Source organism: Paenibacillus radicis (ex Xue et al. 2023), assembly GCF_024722015.1.
In the GTDB taxonomy this organism is placed as follows: Bacteria; Bacillota; Bacilli; order Paenibacillales; family NBRC-103111; genus Paenibacillus_S.
This window is the reverse complement of record NZ_JANQBD010000020.1, coordinates 44037-56343: the sequence shown is the minus strand read 5'-3', so window position 1 is coordinate 56343 and position 12307 is coordinate 44037. Positions and strand designations below refer to the sequence as shown.

The following is a 12307-nucleotide window of genomic DNA, read 5'->3' as shown; positions in this document are numbered from 1 at the left end:
CTCGGCTCATCTCTGCTCAACTGTCTTGCTCACTCTACTCTACTCAACTGATCTTGCAACTCACTACTATAACTATACTATTGCGTTTATGGTTTTGTCAATTTCGATAAATCCGGACGTAAACGCATTGCTTCTTTCAAGTAAACATGCACAATTTCATCCTGCTTTTTCTCTGTGTTAGTCATCACCATCAAGCGGATGCACAAAGGCAGGCTGCCAGCAACCGGCACTTCCAACGAACACATCAATGGAACAAGCTCCCAACCAGCCATAGCACGAATGGAACGCGCTGGAAAAGTTGCCGTTAAGTCTGTCGTAACTGTAACGAACACACTGGCAATTTCTTCAGGAATAATGCTGTTTTCTGCAATGATATGATTAAGCAATTCGGTCGTTGCAGTTAAAATCTCTTTCTCATCATTATGCTCTACGGTTGTTGCACCGCGAATTCCCCGAACATACATGTACTAGACCTCCTGTTTCAGTTGCTCCACGACTTCTCTCACCCATGCCGCGGATACATTTTTGTTAATTTCTACTTTACCAATTTCAGTAGGAATAATGAATGTCATATTGCCTTCACTGAACTTCTTATCGTGCATCATAGCGTTCATTATCGCATCCGTATCCAAATGTGCCGGAACACTTATTGGCAAACCGAAAGCTTGCAGAATACGTTTGGTTACCGTATAAATATGCTCAGGATGTCCGAGTCGGATAGCCAGTTTAGCCGCCCCTACCATTCCAATGGAAATGGCCTCGCCATGAAGAAGCTTGTTATACCCGCCTACCGCTTCCAATGCATGTCCAATCGTGTGGCCCAGATTAAGAATAGCCCGTAGATCATTCTCTTTTTCATCTTGGGAAACCACAATTGATTTTACCTTGCATCCAAAATACAGCCCATACTGCAAAGCGGTCTGATCCAGGGATACAAGCTTGTCGGCATTTTCCTCCAGCCAAGCTGTAAACTCCGCATCCCAGATCAAGCCATGCTTGATCATCTCAGATAAGCCGGCCCGTACTTCACGGTCAGGCAAAGTCTGAAGTGTCGCCGTATCGTATAGCACCAACTCCGGTTGGTGAAATGCGCCGATAATGTTTTTGGCAAGAGGATGATTCACTGCTACCTTACCGCCAACACTGCTGTCATGCGCCAAGATTGTAGTTGGAATTTGTACGAAGCGGATGCCCCTCATGTAGCTGGCTGCCACAAAGCCTGCAAGATCGCCTACTACTCCGCCACCTAATGCAACGACTGTCGATTTACGGTCAAGTCCTGCTTGTAGCGCAGCTGTCACTACATCCTCCAATACGCTAAGCGATTTGGACTGCTCTCCCGCAGAAACCGTGTAAGAAGTGGTCGTATACCCTGCTTCCTGCAGTCTGCTTACAACATCGCCTAGATGATGCTCAGCAACATGCGAATCCGTTACGATGAGGAGAGGCGAACCTTTCCCAATTCCATGCTTGGCGAAAAGTTCGCCGATTTGCTGCAAGATGCCTTCCCCTATGTAAATTGGGTACGAACGCTCACCTAAGTCAACTGTTAGTTCTTTCATCCGTATCAGCACCCCCTACCGTCCGAATTAATAATTTTTAATTTGTTCCAAATAGCTGTTATAGTTATTCCGAATCTCTTCCAATGAATCTCCGCCGAATTTCTCGAGAAATGCGTTAGCTACTTCCCATGCAACAATATTCTCCAAGATTACGCCTGCTGCAGGCACAGCACAAGTATCTGAACGTTCAACCTGTGCAGTAAACGCTTCTTTCGAATCTATGTCAACGCTTTGCAGCGCTTTGTAAAGCGTTGAGATCGGCTTCATAACGCCGCGCACAACAATCGGCTCACCAGTGGTCATGCCGCCCTCAAACCCGCCAGCACGGTTGGATGCACGATAAAAACCGCGGCCTTCTTCATACATGATCTCATCATGTACTTTAGAGCCTCTAAGCTTCGCAGCTTCAAATCCAATACCGATTTCGCAGCCTTTAAACGCTTGAATCGACAACACAGCTTGTGCAATACGACCATCCAATTTGCGATCCCATTGTACGTGGCTGCCCAATCCAGTTGGAACACCTTCAATAATACACTCCACGATACCACCCAGAGTGTCGCCTTCTTCTTTAGCAGCATCGATTGCAGCGATCATTTTGACTTCTGCATTCTTGTCAACCACCCGTACCTCTGATTCCTCGGTAATGCGGATCAGCTCATCAATCGGAAGCTCTTGTCTTTCTACTTCCACCTCACCTATACGGATTACTTGTCCTGCAACTTTAATACCAAAAGCTGCTAATAATTGACGCGCTACCGCACCTGTTGCTACACGCATAGTAGTTTCTCTAGCGCTGGAGCGCTCCAGGATATTGCGCAAATCCTTTTGGTTATACTTCAAGCCGCCATTCAAATCCGCATGACCCGGACGTGGACGGTTAACTCTCCGCTTTGTTTCGTCATTGCCCTCGATAGGCTCAATATTCATTACAGAAGTCCAATGCTTCCAGTCATTGTTCTCAACAACCAAAGCAATCGGCGCGCCTGTTGTTTTGCCGTGTCTGACGCCACCTACGATGTTGGCGGTATCCTTCTCAATTTGCATACGACGTCCACGACCGTAGCCTTTTTGACGGCGCCCTAATTGAAAGTTAATTTCCTCAAAATCAATGGTTACATTGCTCGGAAACCCTTCAATGATCCCGGTAAGCTGTGGACCATGTGTTTCCCCTGCCGTTAAATATCTCACGTGTTTGTCCCCTTTCATCCTATCCCCAAAAACGCAGCTGACTGCTGCAAGCACATTCCATTTGCGTTGTCCGAAAATACTTTACGCACTTTAACGCTTTTATGTACTCAATTCATGTGCTAATTATAGTATAGGTGTCACCGTTTGACAAGAAAATGCCCAACAATTAACCGCTTATTATGTTAATAATCAAGAGTTAACACCTGCATTTACTTGGATGAGGTTCACCTGCTCAATAGGAAATACCCAGGTCAGCATATTTTTATTAACAAAAAAAAGAAGCATCCTGACAGCCAGGGAAGCTGCAGACATGCATCTCTATGAATTGCTTTAAGTTTTAATTGACCTTATCCATTTACCGAATGCTTCTTGGCTGTTCGAGACTTATTATTCGGTTCCGGCTCTGGATCATCGACCAGACCCATGATCTGTAACGAATCCACACCTAAAATCTGTGCACATTCCTGTATCGTAATAAAACCTCTTCTGTAAGCCATGATCACTTTCCTTTTGTCCATCTAAAGTCCCTCCCGATCATAAGCTGCCCTACTGCTTCGAATGATACTAGTATGGGGAACAATGGAAATAATCATACCTGTGAGTCCTACTCTTTTTTACGATAGAAGAACGTCTCAGCCGTTTCCAGCTGGTACTGTCCCGGCGAGAAAATTTGCTCGGTACTGCCCACAAACAAAATACCGCCAGGCTTTAGAGCATTTGCAAATTTTTGATAAAGCAGATGTTTAGCCTCTTCTGTAAAATAGATCATGACATTCCTGCATACTATCAGGTCGAATTGAGTATCAAATGTATCCGTCAGTAAATTTTGCTTTTGAAAACGAATGCCTTTCTTCAATTCATCGGAAATAAGAAAGGTCAAATTTTCCTGTTTATAATATTTTTTTAAGTAGTTTGAAGGTACATCCCGGACAGAGCGATCCGAGTAAATGCCGTTTTTGGCTTTAGCCAGTGCTCCATCATCTATGTCTGTTGCTAGCAAGTGGGCGTCATTCAGCACATTCAGCTCGGCTAAAATCATCGCGAGAGTATAAGGCTCCTCCCCTGTGGAACAGGCAGCACTCCAGCATTTCAGCCTTTTGTTTTTGCGCAGCATTTCTGGAAAAAAGGTTTTCTCCAATACTTGCCATCTATTAGGATTGCGCCAAAACTCAGACACATTAATCGTCATTCTATCCAAAAACTCATAAAACAGGTCCTTGTCCTTCGTCATCGCGTCGAAAAAAGATACGAACGTGTTATACCCCTTTTTCATCCGTAAAGTCGTGAGTCGCCTCTTCATTTGAGCTTCTTTATATTGTGAAAGATCAATGGATGTATAATCTTTAACCTTTTTAATAAATAATAAAAAATCCTGATCTTCCATTCTGCCATCCCCGCCTTAAATCCACGATTGTATCGCTTTGTTGTAGCTGATCAGTTCCTGTGCACTGAAGAAATTGGCTATTTCTCTTTGTGCGCTTTCTGGAGAATCCGATCCGTGTATCAAATTCAGGTTAGTGTGAACTGCGTAATCCCCTCGAATAGTTCCAGGCGCTGCCTCCAAGGCACTTGTCTTTCCTATCATCGCACGAGAAAGCGCAATCACCCCATCGCCCTGCCACACCATCGCAAATACTGGGCCAGAAGTGATAAACGTAACCAGTCTTTCAAAAAAATCTTTCCCCAAATGCTCTTGGTAATGCAGCTCCGCTTGCTTCCTCGATATTTGGACCAGCTTCGCTCCAACCAGTTGAAATCCTTTTTGCTCAAACCGTTTCACAATATCTCCGATTAAGCCGCGCTGCACCCCATCAGGCTTGACCATTAAAAAAGTGAGTTCCATCTTCTTTTCCCCCTATTCTTATACTAATTTAGTTAGTCATTTTAGTAAGATCTGTTACCTATAAAGTGCGCGATTCCAACAAAATCCTTCTTGGCTTGAATATTAGGTAAAGGCTGCAGTGCTGCGATCGCTTTATCTATATAACGTGAAGCCAAATCCTCCGCCCTTTTAATTCCGCTGCTGTTGCGGATTATGCGCAGGAATTCACTGATGTCTGTTTGTCCATCATACTGTTGAATACGCTGGATCTCTTTTAACAAGTCAGACTGGAGCTCCATATCCTGAAGTGCGAAAATGACCGGAATCGATATATTTCCTTGACGAATATCGCTTCCAGGGGGTTTCCCCAATTCCTTCTCCGTTCCACATAAGTCCAGTATATCATCACGGACTTGAAACGCCATCCCCACATTATATCCGTATTTATATAAACATTTGGAGATTTCATCGCTTGCACCAGACGCAATGGCCCCAAGCTGGCAGCTGATTGCAATGAGCAAAGCCGTTTTACGCTTGATTCTTAATAAGTAATCCCGGATTGTTTGCTCCGCATTGAAGAAAAATCGAATCTGCTCCATCTCTCCAATGCTCATTTCCACTATCGCCTTTGACATAATCTGATGAATGACCGGGTTTGGCAATTGAGTCACCACGCTAAGGGCTGTGGCAAATATGTAATCACCCGTGTACATGGCAATCCGGTTATCCCATTTGGACTTTACCGTAAGCTGTCCGCGCCTTGTTGTGGCATCATCAATAACATCATCATGTACTAATGAGGCCATATGAATAAGTTCCAACGGTACGGCTACATGCTTAATGCGTTCCAGATCATAGGTACCGAATTTGGCGCCTAACAAAACATATACAGGGCGAATTCTCTTTCCCCCTGCTTTTAGCAGATGAAGCGACGCGTCGCGCAGCAGCGCATTGTCATTATCGATGCAGCGCTCGAGTTCTTTTTCTATGTAGGAAATATCTTTTTTCAATTTTGCGTATAAATCAATAAGCTTCATTCCGTCACCTGTGTCACCGTTTTATCGTTCCATAATTGTATGGGTGCTTCTTGCTTGAGGAAGCCCAATTCCCACGCATAGCGGTAATATAGCTTCAAGCCAGCCTGCTGCTCGGGACCGAACTCATAAATCAAAGAAGAGAAGTACCGTTCCCAATAAGAAGCCGTGCCTCCCAACAACTCTTGGGCATCCCGAATCATGGATGATAAGTCCGATAACGATTTCCGTTTGCTTTCCATAAATGCGCTATAAATCCGGCTTACCAGTTCAGGCCTTTCCTCAGCCAGCTGTTTACGGATCGCACACACTGCAAATGACATCCAATGGCCAGTCAAGCGATTCCATTCTTCTGCCAGATCCGTAACCATTAAGCCGCTATCTATCCAGCTCTCGCGAATAGCATGATCTCCAATTAACAATGCCGCGTCAGCAGTCTTCAGCATGTCTTTCAGAACCGGGGCTGCATAATGATAATCAGGCTCCACCTCATAAAAGCGGCGCAAAATAATTTTAAGCAGATTTACTGAGGTTGCTGAAGTTGTCGGCAATGCAATGGAAGCACCTGATAGCTCCTCCAGCGGCTTGCGGTGAAACAGCAGGATGGATTGCACACATTTATGAGCACTGACTGACATATTAGGCAACAGCACATAATCATCTGTATGCTCCCCGTAGGAAAACGAAGATATCGGTCCGATATCGATTTCCCCTTTGGCCATCGCTTCATTTAATTGTGTAGGCACCTGTGTTATAAACTCAACCTCTCCTTGGAAGCTCTCCAATGGAAAGTTATAAAACAATGGCCATACGTTTGTAAAATCAATCCGCCCGATGCGAACGGGTTTGCTCGTACTGCTCATCCGACATACCCCATCTTTTGTACAATTCGTGTTCCACATCCATACTATCCAATACCTTGCCTACCATAAAATCAACCATATCGTCCAAGGTTTGCGGCCCTTGATAAAAGGCGGGCATAGCAGGAATAATACGCACTCCTAGCCGGGAAAGCTTCAACATATTTTCTAAATGAATGGCATGCAGAGGTGTCTCTCGCGGCACAAGGATGAGCGGTCTGCCTTCCTTCAGCATGACATCAGCCGTTCGTTCAAGAAGGTTATCGGAAGCACCGTTTGCAATTCCAGATAAAGTTCCCATTGAACAAGGGACGATAACCATGCCATGAGTACGGAATGAACCGCTGGCTGTGCTTGCACCTATATCCTGGATTGAATGATACTGATAGGTTCCTGGGCCATAGCTTCCGAATTGGGCTTCTAGAGTATCCTTGCGTTTCGTCACATCCCAACCGAGCTCTTCCTTTAGCACCCGCCAACCGGCATCCGTAATAAGCAAATGAATATGAATCCCCATAGAGAGCAAGTACCGGCTTAAGCGAACACCGTATACGGCTCCACTCGCCCCGGTTATTCCGATCACCCATGGTTTGCTCATTTCCGAAGCACCACCAAGTCGATGAAAGTAAACACAAATACGGCAATACTCAAAACAGAGTTCAAATTAAAAAATGCGATATTCAATTTGCTCAGATTTTGCGGATTCACAATTTTATGCTCATAGAACAGCAGCCCGTTTGCAAAAATAATCCCGATTAAGTAAAGCCAGCTTAAGTCCGTTAAATAAAACAAGGTTAAAAGTCCAATGGCCGTAATAACATGGAACCAGCGAGCAATATGGAGCGCATTGGCGATTCCAAAATGGGCAGGTATTGAATGCAGCCCTTCTTTTTTGTCAATTTCATAATCCTGACAGGAATAGATGATATCAAAGCCAGCCACCCAGAATGCAATGGAAACATAAAATACGAGAGCCGCTATAGAAATATCGTTAGTTACTGCAACCCAGCCTCCGAGAGGGGCAAGTGCAATCGTCAGTCCTAATATGATGTGACATGCCCACGTAAACCGTTTTGTATAGGAGTAGAAAACAAGAAAAAAAACTGCAATCGGCAGCAATTTCATCGATAACGCGCTTAGGTTGGCTGTTGCCCAAAAAAGTAATGTGAAGGAAATCACAATGAATATGATGGCTTCTTTAGAAGAAATTAATCCAGCAGGTATCGCTCTTGCTATGGTTCGCGGATTCCTTCCGTCAAATACTTTGTCGATAACACGGTTCAACCCCATAGCTGCGCTTCTTGCCCCAACCATAGCCATTAGTATCCAGCCTATTTGACCCCAACTGGGGAGATGCTGCGATACAACGACAGATCCCAGAATAGCTCCCATAAAAGCGAATGGTAATGCAAATAGCGTATGTTCAATCTTAATCATTTCCAGAAAAATCTTTGCCTTTTTCAGCAGCATGTTGATTCCACTCCTGTTCCTTATTCCACTTCCTGCTTCTTGATGCCGATATGAAGTGCTGCGATGCCTCCGGTTAGCGGATAAGCTTGTACATGGGTCAGCCCTGTTTTTCTGAAAATATCGGCTAATTTCTTATGATCAGGAAAGTGAATCAATGATTCAGGCAACCACTTGTACTGCTCGTAGCGTTTGGCTATCAGTTTACCGAGCAGCGGTAAAATATTTTGAAAATAAAAATAATAAAGACCCTTGAACGGCTGCCAGGTAGGCTTGGACAATTCCAGAGAAACAATCATCCCTCCAGGCTTGACAACCCTTTGCATTTCTTCAATTACTTTAACCAAATCGGGTACATTCCTTAACGCAAAACCAATCGTAGCGTAATCGAATGTATTATCTTCATAGGGCAGCTCCATCGCATTGCCGCGAACCAGCTTAATCTGCTTATCCAGCCCCTTCTCGCGGACCTTCTTGCCTCCGTAATCCAGCATGTTCTGGCTGAAGTCCAGACCGACAATATCTCCAGTACGGCTTTCTTCCGCCAAGCTGACTGTCCAGTCGCAGGTGCCACAGCAGAGGTCAATAGCCTTGCTTCCCGGTTTTACATTCATCTTTTTCATTGTAAATTCTCTCCAGGCTTTATGCCTGCGAAAGCTAAGAATATCATTCATGATGTCATACTTGGGCGCTATGCTTTCAAATACGGAGTGAACGAATTCTTCTTTTGACTTGGATTCCACAGTATTCACCTCAAATTTCTTCCAGCACTTTAGGCGTCGACAGGTATCGAATAAAAGGCTCTCCGATCGACAATAATTCCTTGCTAAGCTCTTTGGAATCCAAAGAATGCAGTTTATCCTGCAGCTGTCGCATAGATGCATCAAGCAGTTGATACAGCTGCCAGGTTATTTTATATTTGAGCCAAATGGAGCGAATTTTGGAAGGGTCCGGCTCTTCGGACAATAAATACTTCCGCTCATCTTTGTTTGCCTGCTGCATAACATACCAATACCCCCAGCTCTCGCGAAAATGCTGTGCTGTTTCCGAGCTGGAAATTTCCTGCAGCAAAACCTCGCATTGGGTAAACAACCTCAATATTTCCGGCCATGCGCCGTTTACCGATTCTTCCATATACCCGGCAAAAGCGAGGTACAGCTGCGTGCGAATTTCCACCGTTCGCTTGACATAGTCATCTGCGGTCAGCTTCAATTGCTTCATCAATTGGTACATATTAATCTTCATACGGTTCGCTTCGCAAATTGCATGCGAAATGACCCGAATCAAATCTATATGTCCGGCGTGTGAGAGCAAATAATAAAACCGGCTGCTGAAATAATCGCCCGCCAGTATTTTGAGCTGCCTCGACCTTGCTGCTTTCATTTCCTTGACCTGATTCGTTACGCTAACCATATCGTGTGTGTCCAAACCAACCTGGACCAGTGCTGTAACGAGACTGAACAGCTCGCTATAGCTCGACATTGTGCTATGTTTGCTTAAAAAAACATATAAAAGCTTTGTACGAAATTCAGGAAACTGCGGTAATTCAGTATGTGTTTGGATCATATCGTATTCTATATATTTTCTCGCCATTTCTGGGATACGATAATAATTCATAATTAGCCTCCGAACGAGTACAAAGAATCATTTAAACATAATCTCAACTATTATAGCATAGTACAGCCAGACACGCATAATATCCGGCTTAACTTTTTATCTCAAAACGCTCTCTCCACCTCGTGGTATAGGTAACCCGAAAGTGGGATTGGAGGTACTGTTCCATCTCCTCGATGCTACGGGACGGAATCACGTTTTCATTAGGCAGCCACTTTTCTCTTCTGGCATCAGTTGCAAGCAGCAGCGCCGCTCCGCTGCTTGTGCTGCTTTTGGAACTGTCTAATACACGCACCAATACTTGATTAATATTCGTCGATCTGCTAAACAATGTACGTGGAATTTCATACATATCTTGAACAATTTCACTTTTCTCCGAGGATGGTGAAGAAATCAGATCGACGGAAACAATCGCATGGGTAACTTCAACCTTTCGGATGCGAAGATGCAGCTGCATTTTACTCATGACATCCACTATATTGGCCTCAGATACCGGCTGTGCCTTGACCGAACGAAACATAGCGGAATTCGAACCATTTTCCAATTGAGGCAATAACGACAGCCCTACTACTACGCCTACAGACAATAAAGTTGTGATAAGAAGTCGGGGCAACCATTTCATCGGGTAAACTCCTCCTAAGAGTTCCGCTTTAGCGAAACTGACTTCGTAAGCATCTGCTGAGTTTTGTGCATCAATCTGCTACACAAGCATGAAACTCAATTTCGCTTAACCGAGACCTTAGCAAAGTATAAATTGCTTGACCGAGATCCCTACTCTTATCATTGTACAACTAAAAAAAGCAGGCTATGCCTGCAGAAGCTGAAAAATTATTCCTCTGTATCCATAACACCGTACTTTGTCATAACCAGAGCTTTTCCTCTAATCTTCACAGCTGATGTGTGTGCAGTAAATTGAGCAATCATAACTTCGCCTTTGTCCAGCTTTTCTGTATGATGGAACCTCGTATCCTGGCCTCGGGTCAGTCCGATAACCTGCACACCATTTTCCTTTGCTTTTATTACAAAATAATCACCTTGAGTCGGGCTTGAATTGGCATCCATTGTTTTCTACTTCCTTCCTGTCAAAACATACTACTTGTATGATGCACAAAAAATAGGACTAATGTCAACTGTTCGATGCTCAAATGGACAAAAAATGGCCGCGGATTAAGCGACCATGGACTCTTTAGAGTAAGCTTTACCCTTTTTGCCGTAAAAGCCTTTGAAGCTGCTTGGAAGAAACTTGGACGCAAGGTGGATAACTAAATCCGCCAATTTAACGGTACCGTAAGCAAATGCCATTCCTGCAAACACATCCAGCACCCAATGAATTTGCAAATACATCGTAGAGAAAATAATCGAAGAGCAGTAAGCGACCATCATATATTTAAAAATACGGTCTTTCTCTCTCAACGCCAATAACAGCATGGCAAACGATATCGAAGTATGCATGCTTGGAAAGCAATTCATTGCACTAACAAGCAGTTCATTCTCTGTAGCGAAAACGCGCCCCAATAAATCAGGCTGATGTTTAACCCACCACACTTCACGCAGAAGAATTAAATTATAAAAAGGCAGGATAAGCGGGAATTGCATTAAATGCCCCGATAAGGCGTAGGAAAGCATCTTCTTCATACTTCTTGTCCAAAAGCTGCGCACAATGCAAATCCATAATGAAAGGACGAAACCATAATTATAGATCCATACCATCGCATGGTCAAGGGAAGGGCTATTGAACGTTCTGGCCCAGGCGCCGTCGTTAAACGGAATACTGTTCATCCAGGCATCCCAATTCCAAGGGTGGCGGTTATTTTCAAACATCCAATTGGCGATTTTCCACCAGAAGCCATTGCCGGTCCCGTAAAAATAGTAAAACACGTACAGCATCGGTATACCGAAAATAAAAAAACGTTTCCATTCAACATCAATCTGATCTTTTCTGACACCAAGCAAACACAATAATAATAACACCCAACAAGCAGAGCTCCAATTCCCGGCAGTACCAATACGCCAAATCAAATAAATAGAAGCTATAATACCATACATCGTCCAATCCAACGACGTCAGGTATGCTTTTGTTCTGTCCCCCACCCAAGTATCCTCCTCTAGCAATGTCACCGCTGAAAAAAGCCTCTATCTCTGCTTTCAAAAGAAAAAGACACCGGATCGACGATGTCTTTCTCATGGTCGGAGTAACACGATTTGAACGTGCGACCTCACCCACCCCAAGGGTGCGCGCTACCAGGCTGCGCCATACCCCGAATTCTTTTACATTGCTTATTATAATTGCGGTCTTTTTAATTGTAAAGATGATCTTTACATTAATAAAACGTTCTCATTGCTCATTCATCTAAATTGGGGGTAAACATAAAAACACCTGAATCGAAATCGATTCAGGTGTTACGGTCTACTCTTAAGTTCCAGCTATGATATGTAGGAAAGCATGGTTCTTACTGGATACCGTCTTTAAGTGCTTTACCTGGTTTAAAAGCCGGGATTTTGCTGGATGGAATATCGATCTCTTCGCCAGTTTGCGGGTTACGTCCTTTACGAGCGGAACGTTCACGAACTTCAAAGTTTCCGAATCCTACCAATTGCACCTTGTCGCCACCCTGTAAAGCTTCAGAGATAGCTTCAAACACAGCTTCCACTGCTTTGGTTGCATCCTTCTTGGAAAGCTCAGAGGTTTCTGCAACTTTGTTAATCAATTCAGATTTATTCATGCCATTCACCTCCCCCCACTATATTTCATATTAC

At 44.1% G+C, this 12307-nt stretch carries 16 protein-coding genes and 1 tRNA gene; all 17 read right to left on the bottom strand.

Going from position 1 to position 12307, the window contains the following annotated elements:
* Positions 1-86 precede the first annotated feature (86 nt).
* The gene (gene aroH, locus NV381_RS25070; protein ID WP_258216032.1) at positions 87-464 is read right to left on the bottom strand and encodes a chorismate mutase; all 378 of its coding nucleotides are present in this window, start codon (positions 462-464) and stop codon (positions 87-89) included.
* Between the two features lie 3 nt (positions 465-467).
* Entirely contained in the window at positions 468-1562 is a 1095-nt protein-coding gene (gene aroB, locus NV381_RS25065; protein WP_258216031.1) for a 3-dehydroquinate synthase, read from the bottom strand.
* A 27-nt stretch (positions 1563-1589) separates the two neighbouring features.
* A complete protein-coding gene (gene aroC, locus NV381_RS25060; protein ID WP_258216030.1) occupies positions 1590-2753 on the bottom strand; it encodes a chorismate synthase in 1164 nt (387 codons plus the stop codon).
* Between the two features lie 347 nt (positions 2754-3100).
* A complete protein-coding gene (locus tag NV381_RS25055; protein ID WP_258216029.1) occupies positions 3101-3271 on the bottom strand; it encodes a hypothetical protein in 171 nt (56 codons plus the stop codon).
* An 86-nt stretch (positions 3272-3357) separates the two neighbouring features.
* The gene (locus NV381_RS25050; protein WP_258216028.1) at positions 3358-4137 is read right to left on the bottom strand and encodes a CheR family methyltransferase; all 780 of its coding nucleotides are present in this window, start codon (positions 4135-4137) and stop codon (positions 3358-3360) included.
* Between the two features lie 15 nt (positions 4138-4152).
* Positions 4153-4596 carry a nucleoside-diphosphate kinase gene (gene ndk / locus NV381_RS25045; protein WP_258216027.1) on the bottom strand — a complete coding sequence of 148 codons (444 nt, stop codon included), beginning with the start codon at positions 4594-4596 and terminating at the stop codon, positions 4153-4155.
* Positions 4597-4637: 41 nt separating this feature from the next.
* The gene (locus NV381_RS25040) at positions 4638-5612 is read right to left on the bottom strand and encodes a polyprenyl synthetase family protein (protein ID WP_258216026.1); all 975 of its coding nucleotides are present in this window, start codon (positions 5610-5612) and stop codon (positions 4638-4640) included.
* Positions 5609-6472, bottom strand: coding sequence for a menaquinone biosynthesis protein (locus tag NV381_RS25035; RefSeq protein ID WP_258216025.1), 864 nt, complete (start codon positions 6470-6472; stop codon positions 5609-5611). The genes NV381_RS25040 and NV381_RS25035 overlap by 4 nt, the downstream gene beginning before the upstream one ends.
* Positions 6432-7067, bottom strand: a complete 636-nt coding sequence (locus NV381_RS25030; RefSeq protein WP_258216024.1) for a UbiX family flavin prenyltransferase — start codon at positions 7065-7067, stop codon at positions 6432-6434. The genes NV381_RS25035 and NV381_RS25030 overlap by 41 nt, the downstream gene beginning before the upstream one ends.
* Complete coding sequence (locus NV381_RS25025) at positions 7064-7936, bottom strand: UbiA-like polyprenyltransferase (protein WP_258216150.1); 873 nt, start codon at positions 7934-7936, stop codon at positions 7064-7066. Before NV381_RS25025 ends, NV381_RS25030 begins: the two co-directional genes overlap by 4 nt.
* A gap of 23 nt (positions 7937-7959) precedes the next feature.
* Positions 7960-8679, bottom strand: coding sequence for a demethylmenaquinone methyltransferase (locus NV381_RS25020; RefSeq protein ID WP_258216149.1), 720 nt, complete (start codon positions 8677-8679; stop codon positions 7960-7962).
* A gap of 10 nt (positions 8680-8689) precedes the next feature.
* Positions 8690-9553, bottom strand: a complete 864-nt coding sequence (locus NV381_RS25015) for a heptaprenyl diphosphate synthase component 1 (RefSeq protein ID WP_258216023.1) — start codon at positions 9551-9553, stop codon at positions 8690-8692.
* A gap of 88 nt (positions 9554-9641) precedes the next feature.
* Entirely contained in the window at positions 9642-10172 is a 531-nt protein-coding gene (locus NV381_RS25010; RefSeq protein ID WP_258216022.1) for a hypothetical protein, read from the bottom strand.
* Positions 10173-10378: 206 nt separating this feature from the next.
* Positions 10379-10612 (bottom strand): trp RNA-binding attenuation protein MtrB, encoded by a 234-nt coding sequence (gene mtrB, locus NV381_RS25005; RefSeq protein ID WP_258216021.1) that lies wholly within the window; start codon positions 10610-10612, stop codon positions 10379-10381.
* A gap of 105 nt (positions 10613-10717) precedes the next feature.
* Positions 10718-11641, bottom strand: coding sequence for a phosphatase PAP2 family protein (locus NV381_RS25000; RefSeq protein WP_258216020.1), 924 nt, complete (start codon positions 11639-11641; stop codon positions 10718-10720).
* A gap of 93 nt (positions 11642-11734) precedes the next feature.
* Positions 11735-11811: transfer RNA gene (locus tag NV381_RS24995), tRNA-Pro, on the bottom strand.
* Between the two features lie 189 nt (positions 11812-12000).
* Positions 12001-12273, bottom strand: a complete 273-nt coding sequence (locus NV381_RS24990) for an HU family DNA-binding protein (RefSeq protein ID WP_171655817.1) — start codon at positions 12271-12273, stop codon at positions 12001-12003.
* Between the last annotated feature and the right edge of the window lie 34 nt (positions 12274-12307).